General features: G+C 31.9%; 21 protein-coding genes and 1 pseudogene. All 22 read right to left on the bottom strand.

Annotation, left to right across the window (positions count from 1 at the left end; all coding sequences use genetic code 11):
* Positions 1 to 5: 5 nt before the first annotated feature.
* The 22 genes and pseudogenes from M2651_RS08085 to M2651_RS07980 all read right to left on the bottom strand — a co-directional run bounded on the left by M2651_RS08085 (position 6) and on the right by M2651_RS07980 (position 17,895).
* Positions 6 to 1,835, bottom strand: a complete 1,830-nt coding sequence (locus M2651_RS08085) for a fused FliR family export protein/FlhB family type III secretion system protein (RefSeq protein WP_252131837.1) — start codon at positions 1,833 to 1,835, stop codon at positions 6 to 8.
* Between the two features lie 12 nt (positions 1,836 to 1,847).
* Positions 1,848 to 2,117, bottom strand: coding sequence for a flagellar biosynthesis protein FliQ (gene fliQ, locus M2651_RS08080; protein WP_252131836.1), 270 nt, complete (start codon positions 2,115 to 2,117; stop codon positions 1,848 to 1,850).
* A gap of 22 nt (positions 2,118 to 2,139) precedes the next feature.
* A complete protein-coding gene (gene fliP / locus M2651_RS08075) occupies positions 2,140 to 2,856 on the bottom strand; it encodes a flagellar type III secretion system pore protein FliP (RefSeq protein ID WP_252131925.1) in 717 nt (238 codons plus the stop codon).
* Between the two features lie 51 nt (positions 2,857 to 2,907).
* Positions 2,908 to 3,258, bottom strand: coding sequence for a flagellar biosynthetic protein FliO (fliO, locus tag M2651_RS08070; protein ID WP_252131835.1), 351 nt, complete (start codon positions 3,256 to 3,258; stop codon positions 2,908 to 2,910).
* Positions 3,259 to 3,269: 11 nt separating this feature from the next.
* Positions 3,270 to 3,767: a flagellar basal body-associated FliL family protein gene (locus M2651_RS08065; protein ID WP_252131834.1), complete on the bottom strand. Its 498-nt coding sequence runs from the start codon at positions 3,765 to 3,767 to the stop codon at positions 3,270 to 3,272.
* 34 nt (positions 3,768 to 3,801) lie between these two features.
* Entirely contained in the window at positions 3,802 to 3,993 is a 192-nt protein-coding gene (locus M2651_RS08060; protein WP_252131833.1) for a flagellar FlbD family protein, read from the bottom strand.
* A gap of 66 nt (positions 3,994 to 4,059) precedes the next feature.
* A complete protein-coding gene (locus M2651_RS08055) occupies positions 4,060 to 5,379 on the bottom strand; it encodes a flagellar hook protein FlgE (protein WP_252131832.1) in 1,320 nt (439 codons plus the stop codon).
* 98 nt (positions 5,380 to 5,477) lie between these two features.
* On the bottom strand, positions 5,478 to 5,858 hold the full coding sequence (locus M2651_RS08050) for a TIGR02530 family flagellar biosynthesis protein (protein WP_252131831.1): 381 nt from the start codon (positions 5,856 to 5,858) through the stop codon (positions 5,478 to 5,480).
* 14 nt (positions 5,859 to 5,872) lie between these two features.
* Positions 5,873 to 6,289 carry a flagellar hook assembly protein FlgD gene (locus M2651_RS08045; protein ID WP_252131830.1) on the bottom strand — a complete coding sequence of 139 codons (417 nt, stop codon included), beginning with the start codon at positions 6,287 to 6,289 and terminating at the stop codon, positions 5,873 to 5,875.
* 22 nt (positions 6,290 to 6,311) lie between these two features.
* Positions 6,312 to 7,673: a flagellar hook-length control protein FliK gene (locus M2651_RS14440; protein ID WP_252131829.1), complete on the bottom strand. Its 1,362-nt coding sequence runs from the start codon at positions 7,671 to 7,673 to the stop codon at positions 6,312 to 6,314.
* A 4-nt stretch (positions 7,674 to 7,677) separates the two neighbouring features.
* Positions 7,678 to 8,115, bottom strand: coding sequence for a flagellar export protein FliJ (fliJ, locus tag M2651_RS08035; RefSeq protein ID WP_252131828.1), 438 nt, complete (start codon positions 8,113 to 8,115; stop codon positions 7,678 to 7,680).
* A gap of 14 nt (positions 8,116 to 8,129) precedes the next feature.
* Complete coding sequence (gene fliI / locus M2651_RS08030) at positions 8,130 to 9,437, bottom strand: flagellar protein export ATPase FliI (protein WP_252131827.1); 1,308 nt, start codon at positions 9,435 to 9,437, stop codon at positions 8,130 to 8,132.
* A gap of 1 nt (position 9,438) precedes the next feature.
* Positions 9,439 to 10,194, bottom strand: a complete 756-nt coding sequence (locus M2651_RS08025; RefSeq protein ID WP_252131826.1) for a FliH/SctL family protein — start codon at positions 10,192 to 10,194, stop codon at positions 9,439 to 9,441.
* The gene (gene fliG / locus M2651_RS08020; RefSeq protein WP_252131825.1) at positions 10,178 to 11,194 is read right to left on the bottom strand and encodes a flagellar motor switch protein FliG; all 1,017 of its coding nucleotides are present in this window, start codon (positions 11,192 to 11,194) and stop codon (positions 10,178 to 10,180) included. Before fliG ends, M2651_RS08025 begins: the two co-directional genes overlap by 17 nt.
* A gap of 3 nt (positions 11,195 to 11,197) precedes the next feature.
* Positions 11,198 to 12,793 carry a flagellar basal-body MS-ring/collar protein FliF gene (gene fliF / locus M2651_RS08015; RefSeq protein ID WP_252131824.1) on the bottom strand — a complete coding sequence of 532 codons (1,596 nt, stop codon included), beginning with the start codon at positions 12,791 to 12,793 and terminating at the stop codon, positions 11,198 to 11,200.
* A gap of 26 nt (positions 12,794 to 12,819) precedes the next feature.
* Entirely contained in the window at positions 12,820 to 13,119 is a 300-nt protein-coding gene (fliE, locus tag M2651_RS08010) for a flagellar hook-basal body complex protein FliE (RefSeq protein ID WP_252131823.1), read from the bottom strand.
* A gap of 33 nt (positions 13,120 to 13,152) precedes the next feature.
* Complete coding sequence (flgC, locus tag M2651_RS08005) at positions 13,153 to 13,587, bottom strand: flagellar basal body rod protein FlgC (RefSeq protein ID WP_252131822.1); 435 nt, start codon at positions 13,585 to 13,587, stop codon at positions 13,153 to 13,155.
* A 5-nt stretch (positions 13,588 to 13,592) separates the two neighbouring features.
* On the bottom strand, positions 13,593 to 13,994 hold the full coding sequence (flgB, locus tag M2651_RS08000; protein WP_252131821.1) for a flagellar basal body rod protein FlgB: 402 nt from the start codon (positions 13,992 to 13,994) through the stop codon (positions 13,593 to 13,595).
* Between the two features lie 408 nt (positions 13,995 to 14,402).
* Positions 14,403 to 15,245 (bottom strand): flagellin, encoded by an 843-nt coding sequence (locus M2651_RS07995; RefSeq protein ID WP_252131820.1) that lies wholly within the window; start codon positions 15,243 to 15,245, stop codon positions 14,403 to 14,405.
* Between the two features lie 176 nt (positions 15,246 to 15,421).
* Positions 15,422 to 15,994 (bottom strand): Uma2 family endonuclease, encoded by a 573-nt coding sequence (locus M2651_RS07990; RefSeq protein WP_252131819.1) that lies wholly within the window; start codon positions 15,992 to 15,994, stop codon positions 15,422 to 15,424.
* A gap of 147 nt (positions 15,995 to 16,141) precedes the next feature.
* Positions 16,142 to 17,344, bottom strand: a complete 1,203-nt coding sequence (locus tag M2651_RS07985) for a flagellin N-terminal helical domain-containing protein (protein ID WP_252131818.1) — start codon at positions 17,342 to 17,344, stop codon at positions 16,142 to 16,144.
* A 187-nt stretch (positions 17,345 to 17,531) separates the two neighbouring features.
* A pseudogene (locus tag M2651_RS07980) lies at positions 17,532 to 17,895 on the bottom strand (four helix bundle protein).
* Between the last annotated feature and the right edge of the window lie 222 nt (positions 17,896 to 18,117).

Here is an 18,117-nt window from a genome sequence, read left to right as displayed (position 1 = left end):
CTTGTCTACTTCTTCTTTTTCATCTTATAAACTAAAGCTAGTACCTCTGCAACAGCCTGGTACATCTCTGCTGGAATTTCTTCATCTATTTCTACGTCAAAATAAATAAGTCTTGCTAAAGCTCTATTTTCAATAATAGGCACATTATTTTCCTTAGCAATATCTTTAATCTTTATAGCTATGTTATCTGCTCCCTTTGCAACAAGCTTAGGGGCACCGTCTTTACCTTCTTCATATTTAAGAGCACAGGCTATATGTGTTGGATTTGTAACAACCACAGTAGCATCAGATACCGACTGCATCATTCTTCTTTGTGACATTTCCCTTTGCTTTTGCCTGATTTTAGACTTAATTTGAGGATCTCCCTCCTGCTGCTTAAACTCCTCTTTAATTTCCTGTTTTGTCATTCTTAATTCCTTATTATATTGAAACTTTTGATATAAATAATCTGCAAGAGCAATAATTATCATTATTATAGTAACTTTAGAAAATACATTTACAATTAATTTAACAAAAGCAGAAGGTACTGCACCTATTCTTAAACTGCTTATTTTAAGCAGATAATCATAATTGTCTATTATAAATTTATAACCTGTATAACCTAATACAGAAACAATTGCTAAATCTTTTAAAGTTTCCACAAAGGTTCTATACGAAAACATTCTTTTAAACCCGCTTATAGGATTCAACTTTGACAGCTGCGGTTTCAAAGGCTCCCCTGTAATTATAAAACCAACTTGAACAAAGTTAGCTAAAATTCCCATAGCCATTATAGGTACCACTACAGGCAGAAGCGTTATAGCTAATCTCCAGATAACAGTTAGTGTTAAGCTTTTTACACTATTATAATCTAATTCTGTTAATAAAAAATTATTTAAAAATGTAATTAATGTGGCTTTTAAACTTCCCCCTACATAAGCTCCAAGTACTAATAATAATAGTGTTGAAACAAGCAAAGTAAAAGCTAAATTAACTTCCTTACTTCTTGCTACCTGACCTTTTTTTCTAGCATCCTTCTTTTTTTTAGGTGTTGCCTCTTCTGTTTTGTCATCAGAAGCAAATATTATCATTAAGGGAGCTGCTTTAAAAAACCCCTTTAAAATATCTTGAATATTTACAAAAGAAGAACCTATAAGCTTAAACAATATAGGCATTGCAAAGGTAAAAGCAGTTAATCCTACAAGTATTTTTATAGGAAGCCCCAGTATCATTAAATTAATCTGAGGCACAGTTCTTCCAATAAGACCTAAAACTATATCTGTTATAAGAATAATCAATACCACAGGTATTGCAATTTTCAATCCAATAGAAAAAAATTCAATAAATCCATTAAAAATTAAATTAATACTCTCTCCACTAAGCACAAATTTTCCAAGACTAATAGCATTAAAGCTTTCAATTAAAGCTCTTAAAAGCATGTGGTGTCCATCAATAACAAAGAATAGTAAAAGACTGCACCAGTATAAAACATGCTCAAGCAAAGTTGAGTTGCTGCTAGTAGATGGATCAAACATACTTATCATCGAGAAACCTATCTGCATGTCAATAAGCTGTCCAGCAAATCTTGCACTAAAAAAACATAAATTCGTTATAAATCCTAAAGTCAATCCGGTAATTACTTCATTAATTCCCAGTGAAAATAATATATAATTACTTGTAATATTTAAATTTGAATAATTTATTCCTGGTATCAGCATATAAGATAAAACAAGTGCAAAAGCTACTTTCGCTGCATTTGGAAGCCCTTTTGGGAAAAATACAGGTACTACTGTAAAAAAAGCAGTCATTCTTAAAAAAATTAAAATAAGTGCAGTAAAATATGCTATATTAATCAATAATTATCCCACCTAATGTGTTATATTAGCTATCTGTTCAAATATTCTTTGTGTGAAGCTGACAACCTTATGAAGCATCCAAGGTCCGACTATAAGACCTACTACTGCAGCTGCTATAATTTTAGGAACAAAAGTTAAAGTTTGTTCTTGTATTTGTGTTGTTGCCTGAAAAATACTTACAATTAGCCCAACGACAACTGAAACTGCAAGAATTGGACCTGCTGTTAAAAGTCCTGTATAAATAGCATCTTTTAATATAGACATAATCATATTTTCACTCATTTAAATAACCCCCCTCAGCCCGTCAGGAAAAACTCATAATAAGAGATTTAACTAGAAGATGCCAGCCGTCTACCATAACAAATAATAATAACTTAAAAGGAAGTGAGACCATAACAGGCGGAAGCATCATCATACCCATAGATAAAAGAACACTTGCTACAACTAAATCAATAATTAAAAAGGGTATATAAAGCATAAATCCTATATTAAAAGCAGTTCTAAGTTCACTTATAACAAAAGCAGGTACAACCACATATAATGGCACATTGTCCTTTGTTACATCTCCTTCAAGCTTGGATAGTTCTATAAAAAGCTTTAAGTCGTTCTGCCTTGTACTTTTCAGCATAAATTGTCTTAAAGGCTTTGATCCTTCATCAAAGGCCTGCTGCTGAGTTATGGTTCCTTCTAAATAAGGCTTAAAGGCTTTAGTATTGATTTCATTAAAGGTTGGAGTCATAATAAATATAGTTAAAAATATTGCAAGCCCAGTTAACACCTGATTAGGAGGTGCCTGCTGAGTACCAATAGCACTTCTTAAAAAGGAAAATACTACTATAATTCTTATGAAGCTTGTCATCATTATAATAATAGATGGAAGCAAGGTAAGTATAGTAAGTAAAATAAGCAGTTTAATATTATCTACATATTCCTTTGGAGTATCAGTTCCATTTACAGATATATTAACACTTGGCACAGGAATACTGGCTGGTTCAGCATGAACTTTGTATCCTATTAACATTACAAAAGTAAATACTAATACAAAAAGTGCAGCGTATTTCTTTTTCATTCTCTATTCTTCCTTCTTTTTAAATAGTTTTTGATAAAATTCTTTTAGATTTGCATATTCTTGTATCTGCTTTGATTCTTCAATCTTCTTAATCTCAGCTTCCTTAAGCTCTAAAAGAGTGTCAACTTTTCCTGCTACAGAAGTTAGCACATAACCTTTATCACCAATTTTAACTACAAGTAGACTGTTTTCTTTAGAAAGAGATACCCTTTCCAATATTTTAATATATCTGCCGTTTTGAATGCTTTGAAGCTTGCTTCCGCCAAATTTAAGAGATAAATAAATTAAAAATAAAATAAACGGCAGAAATACAATTATTTTCAAAAGCATTAACACAAAATCCAGATTATTCATGCCTATCTCCTTTACTGAACTATAATGTCATAAAAGTAGATATTGTTTACTGTTGCATACTCTAAGTATGGATTTACCCTGTTTATGATCTCTTTTTTCAAATCGGATACACTTTTTTCAGTAGTTATATCCGTAGACTTTTTTGACCTTAAAACACTGTTTATTGCATCTCTAAGAATAGGTTTCTTCTCCTCAAGTTCAGCTGATATCTTTTTCTCATCCTTAGCAGTATATCCAATATAAATTTTAACTTTAATATATTTCTTTCCACCCTCATCTGAAAGATTCACTAAAAACTCATCTAAACTATAAGTAAAAGGTGAAATCTCACTTGCTGCAGGATTTAGAACTTTAGTATTCTGAGTATCAGCTGAAGCTGTATTAGAATCTTTTCTGAAAAATATCATATATCCCCCAAAAGCAAGTCCAAATATGAGAATTAACACTAATAAAATTATAATAATAATTTGCAATCTGTGACCATTACCTTTTTCTTTTTTATCAGCCATAATTAATCTCCTTTATTACCTTGTTACAATGCAATTATATACCTAGTTTAAATATTTTGTTCTTATATTCTATAACTTTATTTATTATTTCTTCTGTGCTTTCAAGTACAATATACTTATTTCCATTAATTAAAGTTATCAGGCTCTCAGGCACTGACTCTAACTTTTCAATATGGTCAGCATTTAATATTATTTCTTTATTATTAATACCAGTCAGCCTTACCAATTAAATCCCCCCTATATTACTGTAAGTATTGGCTAACGAAAATCCTTCCGTTAGCCAGATTTATTTTTATCTCTTTAAATTTAATATTTCTTGAAGTATTTCATCTCCAGTAGTTATAGTCTTAGAATTAGCTTGAAAGGCTCTGCTTGTTACAATCATATCTGTAAATTGTTCTGAAAGGTCAACATTAGACATTTCAAGAACACCTTGAAGCATATCTCCGTAAGCTTTACTGTTATCTACTGATGCATTTATACCGCTTCTAACTATTGGCTCTCCAGAGTTTGCTGACTTTTCATAAAGATTTTTACCTAGCTTAGTCAAACCTGCTGCATTTTTAAAAGTTGCCATAGCAATCTGTCCCAGTACTGTTACCTCTCCGCCTTCAAGTACTGCAGAAATTGCACCATCTTTTCCTATATTAAATGTAGTAATTCTCGATGGATCCCCCTGCTTGTATAAGTTCTGAGTCCACATAGTATCAGCATTAGGGTTATTACCAGCAGCTGGAACTTTAATAGTTACCCCTCCATCTAAATTAACTGTGCCTCCAGCTGGAATTGTACCTTGTGATTCTCCGTTGATAAAATATTCCCAAGCATCTGGATTGCTTCCTGTTCCCTTTGTAAATTTAACCTGTATTATTGCAGTTTTCCCAGAATAAGGAGTACCATCAGTAGTATTTACAATTGTAGGTGATTGATCAGCAGTTGCTTCACCGCTTGACGCTTTTAAAGCAGTTGCAGTCTCAAAATTACTTGCAGGCATCTTGACTGAATCTGGAATTACAAGAGGTACAATAGTATCACTTGCAACTATAGATAAATCATTCGCATTTACATAGTTTATGCTATCAACTCTTCCATTTACATATTTAACACTTTCTTCACTTCCATTAGCTTTAACTGCGTACCCCATAACTCTATAACCATCAGAAGTTATTAAATTACCATCAGTATCAAGTGTAAAAGAACCATCTCTAGTATAACTTATATTCATACCATTTGTATCTACTATTTCACTTCCATTTAAGGTAACTGCTCTGCTGTTATTGAAAGGCAGCTGCCCACTTCCTACCATAAAATATCCTTCACCGTCTATAGCAACATCAAGATTTCTGCTGGTTGGCTGCATCATTCCTTGAGAAACTAACGTATCTATACCTGCTATCTGAACTCCAAGCCCTACCTGCTTTGGGTTTATTCCACCTTGGTTTACTCCTGGTGCTAAAGCTTGAGATACATTTTGGCTTAACATATCCTGAAATCTTACTTTTGCACTTTTAAAAGCAGTAGTACCGACATTAGCTATATTATTACCTATTACATCTAGCTTGGTTTGATTAACCTTCATCCCAGATATTCCTGAATATAATGATCTTAACATAAATTTCCTCCCACTTTGTTTTAATATAATACTTTAGTAAAACTGCTCTGCTTCTGTCATTCCGCAAAGCTGGGCTTCCTCTTTTAGGTCCAGCCCTGTTATAAAAGCACTACACTATCAATATTAGTGAATACGTTATTTTTACTGCTGCTCTTATCTACAGCTGTAATTATAGTTCTGTTTTTTATGCTGGCAACAAATACTATATCTTTATAAAGAATCAGGGATTCCTTTGCTCCTTTTTCACTAGCTTTATTTATTCCTTCATTCAATTTACTCATATCACTTTCATTAAGAAAAATGTTTCTATCCCTGAGCCTTTCAGCTGCGTGATTTGATATAGAAAAGCTGTCCTTTTTATTTATTTCCTTTGCTAATATACTTTCAAAAGAGGCGTTATTATTTTTATTTTCCTTTGCTGTATATTTACTAAAATCCTCTAAAGAATATAATTTCCCATTAATTACTCTGTAACTCATAACTTATTTCCTAACTAATAAACATCTAAAACATCTTTATACGAAAACTCCATAAGCTGTTTTGTATTGTTTTTTTCAATTTCCACACTTAAAATAATTTCTCCGCCGTCTTTTGTAGCTCCCTTTACTATTCCTATATACTGATTTCCAGTCTCATCTACAGTATTCAATCCTACTGTTTTTCCAATTAGGGCTGAAGCTCCCATAAAGCTCATAGTACTGTTTAAATTAGTCATTTGTTCTAATGCTGCAAATTGAGCCATCTGAGCTACATATTGTGTAGAATCTGTAGCATTCTCAGGATTTTGATTTGACAACTCTGCAGTCAAAATTCTTAAAAAAGCATTTTTATCCATTTCATTTGTTGATCTAACAATTTTAGTACCCCTATCAGTTGTTGCCGTGGCTAAACTAGTTGAATTTACTGCCATAGTAATCCTCCTTGTGAAAATTCTAAGCTAATATATTCACATTGCTTTGTTCTAAGCTGTATTCTTCTACAACTTCCTCTTCACCTGATGCTGTAATTTTAGTCCCTTTTCTTCCCTGTTGCCTGCTGCTGTCTTCACTATTTCCATTACTGTTAAACAAAAAATTATCTCCATTATAAAGACTTAAACTGAAACTTTGAATGCTCATATTCTGCTTTGATAGTTCATTATTTATTATTGGAAGCTGTGAATTTAAAAGCTCAAAAGTATCTTTATTAGCAGCAGTTAAATTTGCTTTTAAAACTCCATTATCCATTGTAAGCCTAATTACAATTTCACCTAATTCCTTAGGTATAATCTTTACAGTCAGTTCTTTTATGTTATTTAAATCCATATATTTTACAGCTTTTATAACATCCGTATTTAAACTATTTTTGTTAATAATTATTTTATTTTCCAATGTCAAGGTTTTTTCTGCTTTTACAGCTTCAAATCTGTTTAACATATTTGTAATTTTATCAGAGAAATTATCTTTTTCTTTTCTTGAGCCATCTCCTAATAAATCTAATAAAATCTTTTCCTCCTTATAAGAAGGATTATTTATCATTTGCTGTGAAGTTTTATCACTATAGCTTAATATAGCATCTTCTTTTGTTGCATTATCCTTATTATTAAGAGAGTAATCTATTGCTTGCTTGATTTCTGTGAATTCTTCCTGTTGTCTAACCTTAACCTTAGGTACTATAATGCTAGTTTCCTTAATATCACCTTCGTTATTATTTTTCACAAAGAAAGACTCATTAATTTTTTGAAGTAAAGTCTTCTCAATAATCTGACTATTGTCATTATTAAGTTTCTCACTTTGTCCTTGAAAACCCATAATAACAGCTTCTTTTAATTTACTAACTACATTATTAACCTCAGTATCGATACTTATATTTTCTAAGTAAACATTATTACTTGATAAAGCATCTGAATTAATGCTGTTATCTTTTATTGAACTTCCTAAAAATGAATTAGATACTAACTCTGAAAAAATATTTTCAATCTGTTTTAAATCTCCCTGTTCAATAGAACTTAATAACTCCGACTGTTTAGTAGCACTTGAATAATTGATTAAAGTTAAAAGCAAATTTATAAGCTCGCTGTCTTCATTACCTGAAATGCTGTCTTCTGTAACTTCAGTTTCTACTTGTATATTCTGATCTTTTTCATTTATAATTTCACTATCTTTGTCTAAATTCTTTAGTTTTTCAGTTTCCTTCTCGGCACTTTTTAATATTTTAGTAAAAGCTTTATTTTTTTCCTGCGTAAGTTCCCTTTTAACTTTTATAGCACTTAAGTTTAGATCAGCTACTGACGTGATTATATTTCCTGTTTCCACCTTTTCACCTCCCTTCATGTGCTCTTAAAAATCCATAAAGAGCAAATTCGTCATTTACTTTTTGCTCAATAGAATTTTGCTCTTTTAAAAAAACCTGAAACTGCTTGTCCTTAAGAATTTCAACTGTTTTTCTCTCAATTTGCCGCATCTTTAACTGCTCTCTCTTTTCTTCCAGCTTTTTGATTTTATCCTGCAGTTCTAACTCTGCTTCCGCAATAGAATTAGTAAGTGCATTTAAATATATGTGCTTAATCTTTTGCTCAACTAAACTTTCATCTGGAGAAAACTCTTTATATCTTTTATAGCTTTCCTTAAGAGTTTTAAACTTTTCCTCTGCTCTTTCCTTTTCAAGCTGTGCTTCTTTAAATATTCTCCTGCTTTCTTCCTCTTTATCATTTCTTATATCTAAAAGCTTTTGAAGTCTAAACTTAAAATTATTCAAAAGTTAAGCACTCCTTAATTAAAAATATTTTTAAGTGCAGCTAAACACCCTTTAAAATCTGTATGCTCTTTAATTCCCTGCTTTAAAAACTTTTCTATAGAATCATTATAATTAATAGCTAAATCTACCTTTTTATTGCTGCCTTTTACATAGGCTCCGATATTTATCAAATCTTCCGAATCTTTATAAGTTGCAAGCAGATCTCTGGCAAAGGAAGCAATTTTCTTATGGTCATCATCAGCAATTTCAGGCATTAATCTGCTTATGCTGCTTAAAACATCTATGGCAGGATAATGATTTTTTGCAGCTAAGGCTCTTGAAAGAACTATATGCCCATCTAATATACCCCTAACCGCATCAGCTATTGGCTCATTAAAATCATCTCCATCAACAAGAACTGTATAAAAAGCAGTTATAGAACCTTTATCAGACATACCTGAACGCTCCATAAGCCGAGGAAGCATCGCAAAAACTGAAGGTGTATAACCTTTAGTTGCTGGAGGCTCTCCAATAGCAAGTCCTACTTCTCTTTGAGCCATAGCAAATCTGGTAACTGAATCCATCATTAAAATAACCTTTTTACCTTGGTCTCTAAAATATTCTGCAATAGCTGTTGCAGTAAAAGCCCCCTTCAGTCTTACAAGAGCAGGCCTGTCAGAAGTAGCACAAACAATTACTGATTTTTTAAGTCCCTCTTCTCCAAGGTCTCTTTCAATAAAGTCAAGAACCTCTCTTCCTCTTTCCCCTATAAGAGCAATAACATTCACATCAGCCTGAGCATATCTGGCTATCATACCTAAAGTAGTACTCTTTCCAACACCACTTCCAGCAAAAATACCGACTCTCTGACCTTCTCCACAGGTTAAAAAACCATCTATAGCTCTTACTCCTGTAGGAAGTATGTTCTTAATCCTCTTTCTTTTTAAAGGATCCGGAGGGTCTCTATCCAGATTGTATGGCACACCAGTTTTCAGCTTTTCTCCATCTAAAGGATTGCCTAATCCATCAAGCACCTTTCCAAATAAATCCTCAGAACAGCTTACACTTAAAGGCTTTCCCTCTGCAACAACCCTGCAACCAGGAGCTATTGCTGACAATTCACCAAGAGGCATTAAAATGACGTTATTTTCCTTAAATCCTACTGCTTCACAAGTTACAGGTTCATTTTTTTCATTATAAATAGTACATACCTCTCCAACAAAAGCATTAATACCTTCTACCTCAACTGTTAAACCTATAACTTTTTTCACAATACCTTCTACATGCATCCACTCTGCACTTTGAATTTTTCTTTTTATAGCCTGAAAATCAATTGACAGCATTTTACTCCTTCCCTTCGAGAATAGCTTTCATCTTCTCAAGCGCAAATTTAACTCCAACTGTTACTTTTCCATTACCTTTATCTATAAGAGCATTCCCTGGTTCTATACTATCATCTCTTACAATAAATATATCTCCAATATAACCTAGCTGCTCTTTCCAACTCTCAGCTTGTAATTTCAGTTCTTCTACATAAACAGCATTACACCTTATGATAAAATTTTTTGCATTTTTAGAATTTTCAAGAGCCTCAAATATCATATTATTTATAAAATCCTCAGCCTCAACTTCTCTTTTAAACACAGTTTCAGCTATAGTTAATATTAGATCCTTAATTTCTAAAGCCTTGCTTTCAAGATACTTTTCATACTCAATTTTGGCATTTTTAAGCAGCTTTTCAGCAGTTGAAACTATTGAATTTCTTTCAGTTTCAGCCTTTTTCAAAGCTTCATTATAAGCCTTGCTGTAGCCTTCCTCATAACCTTGTCTGTAAGCTCTTTCATAAACTTCTTGAGATTTAACTGAAGCTTCTTCCTCAAGGGCTCTTGCTTCCTCATAGGCTTTTGAAAGTATACGTTCGCTTTGCCTACGGGCATTTTCAAGCATAGTTTTAGCTAAATTTTCATAACTCTCAATGTTATTTTTAATATTTTCTTCAGTTTCAGCCTTTGCTGCTGGAAACTCTTTTTCAGTAACTATTGATTTAAAACCTGAATTTTTAATACTGTTATTTTTAATCACATTATACGATAATTGCATCTTCTCCACCTCTTGAGATGACAATTTCCCCTACTTCATCTAATCTTCTAATTATAGCAACAATTTTCTGCTGTGATTTCTCAACATCAACAAGCCTTACTGGTCCTAAGAATTCCATGTCTTCTTTTAAAGTAGCAGCAGCTCTCTTGGATTGGTTTCTGAAGATTGCATTTGCAACTTCCTCAGAGCAGCCTTTAAGTGCAAGAGCCAATTCTTTTGTATCAACTTCCCTGAGCACTCTTTGAATAGATACGTCATCAAGAGTAACAATATCTTCAAATACAAACATAGATTCCTTAATTCTTTCTGCAAGCTCTGCATTTTCTCTTTCCAGACCTTCTGTAATATTTCTCTCTGTAGTTCTATCAACTTGATTTAAAATATCAACAAGTGTTTGAACTCCTCCTAAAACTGTCATGTCAGACTTAACAACATTAGACAGTTTAGAATCAAGCACTTTTTCTATTTCCTTTACAACTGCAGGAGAAGTATTACTCATAGTTGCGATTCTATAGGCAACTTCAGTCTGTATATCCTCAGGAAGTGCAGACAATATTTGTCCTGCCTTATCTGCTTGAAGATAACAAAGCACTAAAGCTATAGTCTGAGGGTGCTCATTTGAAATTATATTTAGCAGCTGATGTGCATCAGCTTTCCTTGCGATAGAAAAAGGCCTAAACTGCTGTGTAGCTTCTGTAACCTTATCCATTATTTCTTTTGCTCTTTGAGGCCCAAGGGCTTTCCCAAGAAGTACTCTTGCATATTCTATGCCACCTTCTATTATGAAATCCTTGGCTCTGTTCATGTGAATAAATTCATTTAATATTTCCTCCTTCTGTTCTGAACGAACAGAAGTTATATTTGCAATTTCATAGGTTATTTTCTGAATTTCTGATTCTGGAAGTTTTTTGATTATTCCTGCAGCCGCATCAGGCCCTAAGGTTATAAATAATATGGCTGCTTTCTGAACACCAGTTAACTTGTTTTCTCTATTAGCCATATACTACCACCTCTCATCTTCTGCCAACCAGGATTTAATAATGTCAGCAACTTGATCTGGCTTTTCAGCAGCATATCTTTTTATTTCCTTTTCAATGTGCAGTTTTTCATTATTTTCTTCCATATCAAAATCTATAGGTTTAAACTGAACTTTAGGCTGCTTTTCATCATCACCTATAAGCACATTAATTCCCTGAGGGCTTGACATTGCTTCCAATTGTTCCTCTACCTTTGAGCTGCCTTTCTTTCTTCTTATAAATATAACTATTATTAAAATTAAAAGTCCTAATAAACCTGCCCCTGCTCCAATAAGCTTATATTGATTAAGCTTCTTTTCTTCTGCCTGCTGAGCTTCCATTTCCTCTAAAGCTTTTTTAGCATTATCAGCATCTGTAGAATCAAATTTTATACCTTCTACATTTATAATGTCTCCCCTGTTTTCATTAAAACCAATTGCACCTGCAACAAGTGATGTTATTTGATTCTTAGTAGTATCATCTAAATTTCCGTCAATAATAACTGAAGCAGTTATTCTCTTTACTGAACCAAGAGCTTTTACTGTTTTAGTTTCACTCTTACCATACTCATAATTTATCGTTTCTTCCTGATAAGTCACATTTTCTGTATTTGTGCTATTTTGTGTTGTAGTATTATTTGTCATGTTGTTATCTACAGGGCTTTGAGAAGGTCTAGTTGTGGTATTCCCATTTGTATCCCTGATATATTTCTCACTTACTTTATTGCCTTTAGGATCGATTGTATTTGTGACATTTTGAACCGCATCAAAATCTAAATCTGCATTTATTTTAACAGTAACTTTATTTTTAAAAGGCTTAGAAAGCTGGTCTAAAACTTTATTCTCCAGCTCTTTTTCATAATTCTTTTTCATTTGCTGTTGTTTCTCAGCGGCAATACCTGTATCGGCACTATCATTATCAAATAATCCTTGTGTTAAAAGCTGCATTTTGTCATCAATCACTTGTATATTTTCACGAGGTAAATTCTTCACACTTCCAGATACAAGTGCTACAATAGCTTTAACCTGTTCTTGTGTAAGACTTTGTCCTGGTTTCATCATAAGAGTTATAGATGCACTTGCTGGACTAGAATCTTTTACAAAAACACTATCTTCCGGCATAACCAGAGCAACTCGTGCTTTGTCAACCTGTGAAAAGCTCTTTATTGTCTTTTCAAGTTCTCCCTGAAGTGCCCTTTGATATTGTATTTTCGTTTCAGTATCTGTTGAGCCAAAAGCATTTGAACTGTCGAAAAGCTCCCATCCCTTGCTACCGGAAGTAATCTGAGGAGCAAGCTCCAGCCTTAACTTATCTCTCATTTCTTCCGGAACCATTATAGTATTTCCTGAAATCTTGTAATTTTCTATCTTCTGCTCTTTTAATTTTTCTATTATTATATTTGCATCAGTGGCGTCAAGATCAGAAAATAAAACATCATACTTCGTTGCCCCTAAAGACACAGCTAAATATATTATTGCTATTAAAGCTCCTAAAAAACTAACACTTAAAGCTATCTTCTTACCTTTACTTATATTCTTCCATTTTTCATAAGAGCTTTTAAATATCTCCGATAGCTTGCCCATTCCTAGCACTCCTCACTAACTACTAACTATACCTGCATCTTGTTAATTTCCTGATATGCTTCCACAATTTTATTTCTAATTTGAACAGCAAGCTCTAAAGACATCTTTGCTTCTTCAGTTGCAAGCATAACTTCATGAATATCTCCGCCTTCTCCAATTACAAACTGTTCTGTCATTGTGTCTGCTTCTATCTGTTTATCGTTCACTGCATCTAATTTCTCCATTAATGTATCAAAAAAGCTGACTTCATTTTTTTGTTCTAATTTATTATCAAAAGTTATGCTTTCAAATATTTTACTATCTGGAACAAATTCATTTATCTTCATTTATATCCTCCATGTAATTAAATGATTTTTATATTATTTTCCTATTTCCAAAGCTTTTAAAAACATACTCTTTTCAGAATTCATTGCACTGACATTAGCTTCATAAGCTCTTGTAGCAGCTATCATATCTGCCATTTCATTAAGTATATTTACATTAGGCATATTTACATAGCCTTCTTCATCTGCATCGGGATGTGAAGGATCATACACTCTTTTTAAAGGAGACTGATCTTCTTCAATGCTTACTGCCTTAACACCTAAAAGATTTTCTTCAACTTTTCCTGTAGATTTATTCAACTCTTTGACCAAATTCTCCTGAAACACAGCTATTTTCCTTATATAAGGTTGTCCATCTTTTCCTCTCGTTGTTGAAACATTAGCTATATTTGAAGCTATAGTATCCATTCTTAACCTTTCTGCAGATAAACCACTGGCACTAATTCTTAATGCACTAAATGCGTTATTCATAAAACTTATCCCCTGCCTTCTTTTATGATATATCTTTCCATAGCAATTCTACTGTTAACCTGACTTATAAGTGCATTATATATAAGATTATTTGCTGCTTGATTTGCCATTTCATTATCGATATCTACATTGTTTCCATCTTCTCTCATGCTTGAAGCTGTATCCTGAGTTATTTTAATTTCCCCAAAAGTATCTTCATCGTTTATATGCCTTTTATCTGTAGTCTTCATAGCAAAACTTTGCAAACTTTCTTTTAAATTTTCTTCAAAGGATACTGTATACCTCTTGTAGCCTTTAGTATTTATATTTGCTATATTATTTGCTATAATCTTTCCTCTAATTGAAGAGGCATCAAGACTTTTCTTTAAAAGGCTGTAAACATTATCGCTAATCGACAAATTACTCATACTTGAATCTCACCTCTAACAACATTTTTGTCTATTATTATATTTTAAACAAACTATTAGTCATTTTATATTTATTATTTTACATGAAAACACTTTATTTGTATACTTCATTTTTAAAATCAGCTATTTTATAACAAATTTTTTTAACGACAATTTTAGAGCTTTATGCCAAAACAGAAAAATAATAAAGTTTTATCCAAATTCCTGTTAACATTATATATAAATTAAACTATTTTTGTTAACTTTATTTTCTAGTTAAAAACAATAATATAATACAGTAAAATCAGATTTATTAAAAGTAATAATTTATTAATTATTTATTAATAACTATATTCTTTTAAACAATTTACAAAACATATAAAAAAACGAACCCGAATTTTCCGAGTTCGTTTTTTATAATTATTTATTTTACCCTCTAACATTTTCAAGTATTCTAAGTATTTCTTGGGGAAATTTATTTGTCTGTGCCATAAGAGCATTTCCTGCATCTATTAATATGTTATTTTTTGCAAATTCTATCATTTCTTCAGCTATATCCACATCTCTTACGCTGCTTTCCGCTGACTGCATTTTGTCACTTATCTCATTTAAATTTTCATAACTGCTTTCAAATCTATTTTCTAGTGCACCATACTTACTGGAAATTGAAGTTACCATGTTAATAGCCTTGTCGATACTTTCAATTGCACTGTCTATACCATTTGAATCAGTTACATTTATAATTCCTAGAAGCTTAGAACTTGATAAATCATACATTGGAATTTGAACTTTTTCATCAGGATTATTACCTACAGGCATATCTTTCATAACTGGTGCATCATTGTTCATTACTTTATCATAACCTATAAGCTTAATTCCATTAAACTCAGTATAAGCTGCAACATCATCTATACCTTTCATCAGCTGGTCTATTTCATTTTGAATAATTTTTTTATCTTCTAAGCTGTTAGTTCCATTTCCAGCTTTAACAGCCAGCTCTCTAACTCTTATAAGCATTTCATTTATACTACCTAGTGCCCCGTCAAAAGTCTGAAGCATGCTTATTCCATCCTGAACATTACGGCTGGCCATTTGTGCTCCTCTAATCTGCATCCTGAATCTTTCACTTTGAGCTATAGCATTAGGATCATCCTTTGCTTTATTTGCTTTAATACCAGAAGATATTCTTCCTAAAGATGTACTTTGTTTATTTAAAATCTTTGATTGTTCTTTATATATATTAAGCGATGCTAAATTTTGACTTAATCTCATATTATCAACTCCAAAAATAAATATTACGAATAATTATAACTATATTATCGTTAAAATTACAGCATCCTTTATATCCGTCACTAAACATTTAAACCTTTTTATATTATTAAAGATATAACTAAATTATTTTAACCAAACAAATATAACTCTAGTGGATGGAATGAGTTGTAAGTCATTTATTTAATTACACTAAATATGTCATCTACATCAAATATTAATCCGTCCATACATTTAATTTTCATGCCAAAAGTATATGTATTTATTGACATATATTTTCCATTTACATTATTACTGTACACTTTAATACTGCTGTCCTTTATGTTAATTATCCAATATTCAGGAACTTCGAATCTTTCGTAAACTTGTAACTTAATTCCTGTGTCTCTATGTTCAGTTGAATGAGATAATATCTCAATTATAAAAGAAGGTATACCTTTATATTTTGCACCATCAAACTTATCAGGCTCACAACAAACCATTACATCTGGTTCATATTCATATTTCTCATTATATTTTTCGAAAACAACAGCAACATCACTAGTAAAAACTTCACATTTTTCTGATTTTCTCAGATAATCCATAATGCCAAAGGCTATCTTATTTTTTATTCTATCATGGTTAGGAAAAACAGGTGACATGTAGTATATATATCCATTATCATATTCTAGCTTAAACCTGTCTTCTTCTAATTGTATTTTTTCAAATTCCTCATAAGAATAAAATTCATAATTCTTTGCATTTGCACCCATAAAAAACCTCTCCCTTACATATATTCTCTATTGATTATACCTTTCTTTAATATTATTCTCAACAAATTAACCTAAATAAAAAATAGAGAAAAAAGAAGCCAGAGCTTTCACCCTGACTCCTTATTATTACTTTTATTAGTTTATCAATTATCTTAATAATTGAAGAACTCCTTGTGGTTGTTGGTTAGCTTGAGAAATCATAGCTTGAGCAGCTTGACTTAAAATGTTGTTCTTTGAGAATGCCATCATTTCTTTAGCCATGTCTACGTCTCTAATTCTTGATTCTGCTGCTGTTAAATTTTCTGATGAAGTTCCAAGGTTATTAATAGTATGCTCTAATCTATTTGCATAAGCTCCTAATTTAGAACGTTCAGCTGAAACCATTTTAATTGCATCATCAATTACAGTAATAGCACTATTTGCTCCACCTTGAGTTAAAACTCCACCAGTTGATGCAGTTTCTGGACTAGTAACCTTTAATGAATTAACAGATGTAAGTGAATTATTTATAGCTCCTACTGTTATCTTTAAGCTATCAGCTACATCTACAGTTCCACCACCATTAGAAGTTGTAATTTGTTCTGATGTTTTATTTACTAATGTTATCTTATTTCCATCAAGCAGTTTAGCTTCAATTTTATCCTTGAATATAGCATTACCTTGAATTTGATTATTTATTGCATCAACTACAGCACCTGCGTTTTCATAATCTTGATCTAATGTAATATCCATTTGATTTTGTGGTGTTTGAGCATCAGCTAAATGTAATACTGAATCTAATGCACCGCTAAAATCAGTAGCAATTGATGCTGAAGATGTTTGACCGCTACCAGCTGTTGAACCTATAGCAGAACTTCTCATATCAGCAATTGTAACATCCATATTTTGTCCTGCATTAGCACCAATATGGACTTTAAGTGCTGTTGATGCATTTGTACCGTCTATAAGATTTTTAGTATTAAATTGGGTATTATTACCTATTCTATCAATTTCATCAGTTAATTGATTCATTTCCTTTTGAATTTCTCTTCTATCATCTAGTGTTGAAGTATCATTTGATGCTTGTACTGCTAATTCTCTCATTCTTTGAAGAATGGAGTGTGTTTCATTTAGAGCACCTTCTGCTGTTTGAATCATAGAAATACCATCTTGAGCATTTCTTGCAGCCTGGTCTAATCCTCTAATTTGACCTCTCATTTTTTCAGAGATAGCAAGTCCTGCAGCGTCATCTCCTGCTTTGTTTATTCTAAGTCCTGATGAAAGTTTTTCCATTGACTTGCCTGCTGCTGCAGTGTTTCCAGTCATATTTCTGTGTGCGTTTAAAGCATTAAGATTGTGATTGATTATCATAATTTTTCCCTCCTTGAATTTTTAAGTGGACATCCTTTTCCACTGTAATATTTATAGTTAAGCTCTTTGAGCCTACTAACACGATTTGAATTAAGAATTGAGAGTGAATAATTAAGAATAAAGGTTGAAAATTTTTAACTTTGTTAAAAATTTTCTTCATTAACTTTTAATTCTTAAATTTTAACTCTTAATTTAAATTAAGTTTTTCCTTTGTAGTTTTAACTATAGAAGCCAAAATTCTATTAATTTCACTACAATCATCAATTAATTCTTTAGAATTTTTGATATCAATATACTCAGCAGCACTTAATAATTCTAACCAATATAAAGTTTCTGAACATTCTTTAAGTGCAATACTAAATCTTAGATAAAAAATCTTTCTTGCTTTGAGCATAAAGTCCTTCTTTAATGTTTGCACCTACACTAGTCCCTGACCTTAAAACCTGTTTTGAAAGAACAAATTCTTTCTTATCTTGACATAAATGTTTGTATAGATTAACTATTCTTATAGCAAACTTAAATGCCTTATCATAAACCAAATTCTCCTTCAACTTTTCAACCTCCTAAATGTTTTATTATGTTAAAATTATCAACATAATAATAAACATCTAATCAGTTGAATTATTGATTTTCAACAATCTCAAATTGAAGCTTCAACATAGAGAAATCAACATTTTAACTCTCCATTCTCAATTTTCAACTCTCAACTGTTGACCGGCAACCTTCTGCCGTCTATAATTAGTCTAGAGTGGCCACTCTTTTTATTTATACTT

This window comes from Clostridium caldaquaticum (assembly GCF_023806125.1).
Classification (GTDB): Bacteria; Bacillota; Clostridia; order Clostridiales; family Clostridiaceae; genus Clostridium_AT; species Clostridium_AT caldaquaticum.
Note: the sequence above shows the minus strand (reverse complement) of the source record. Positions and strands in the feature narration are given on the sequence as shown.

Excerpts from the sequence above, each read along its gene's own strand:
- M2651_RS08050 (WP_252131831.1), bottom strand. The coding sequence starts at position 5,858 with ATGAGTTACAGAGTAATTAATGGGAAATTATATTCTTTAGAGGATTTT.
- M2651_RS07995 (WP_252131820.1), bottom strand. The coding sequence starts at position 15,245 with ATGAGATTAAGTCAAAATTTAGCATCGCTTAATATATATAAAGAACAA.
- flgB (WP_252131821.1), bottom strand. The coding sequence starts at position 13,994 with ATGAGTAATTTGTCGATTAGCGATAATGTTTACAGCCTTTTAAAGAAA.
- fliO (WP_252131835.1), bottom strand. The coding sequence starts at position 3,258 with ATGAATAATCTGGATTTTGTGTTAATGCTTTTGAAAATAATTGTATTT.
- M2651_RS07990 (WP_252131819.1), bottom strand. The coding sequence starts at position 15,994 with ATGGGTGCAAATGCAAAGAATTATGAATTTTATTCTTATGAGGAATTT.
- fliI (WP_252131827.1), bottom strand. The coding sequence starts at position 9,437 with ATGCTGTCAATTGATTTTCAGGCTATAAAAAGAAAAATTCAAAGTGCA.
- M2651_RS08045 (WP_252131830.1), bottom strand. The coding sequence starts at position 6,289 with ATGGCAGTAAATTCAACTAGTTTAGCCACGGCAACAACTGATAGGGGT.
- fliG (WP_252131825.1), bottom strand. The coding sequence starts at position 11,194 with ATGGCTAATAGAGAAAACAAGTTAACTGGTGTTCAGAAAGCAGCCATA.
- fliQ (WP_252131836.1), bottom strand. The coding sequence starts at position 2,117 with ATGAGTGAAAATATGATTATGTCTATATTAAAAGATGCTATTTATACA.
- fliE (WP_252131823.1), bottom strand. The coding sequence starts at position 13,119 with ATGAAGATAAATGAATTTGTTCCAGATAGTAAAATATTTGAAAGCATA.
- M2651_RS08065 (WP_252131834.1), bottom strand. The coding sequence starts at position 3,767 with ATGGCTGATAAAAAAGAAAAAGGTAATGGTCACAGATTGCAAATTATT.
- M2651_RS07985 (WP_252131818.1), bottom strand. The coding sequence starts at position 17,344 with ATGATAATCAATCACAATCTTAATGCTTTAAACGCACACAGAAATATG.
- M2651_RS08055 (WP_252131832.1), bottom strand. The coding sequence starts at position 5,379 with ATGTTAAGATCATTATATTCAGGAATATCTGGGATGAAGGTTAATCAA.
- flgC (WP_252131822.1), bottom strand. The coding sequence starts at position 13,587 with ATGAATAACGCATTTAGTGCATTAAGAATTAGTGCCAGTGGTTTATCT.
- fliP (WP_252131925.1), bottom strand. The coding sequence starts at position 2,856 with ATGTTAATAGGATACAAAGTTCATGCTGAACCAGCCAGTATTCCTGTG.
- fliF (WP_252131824.1), bottom strand. The coding sequence starts at position 12,793 with ATGGGCAAGCTATCGGAGATATTTAAAAGCTCTTATGAAAAATGGAAG.
- M2651_RS08025 (WP_252131826.1), bottom strand. The coding sequence starts at position 10,194 with ATGCAATTATCGTATAATGTGATTAAAAATAACAGTATTAAAAATTCA.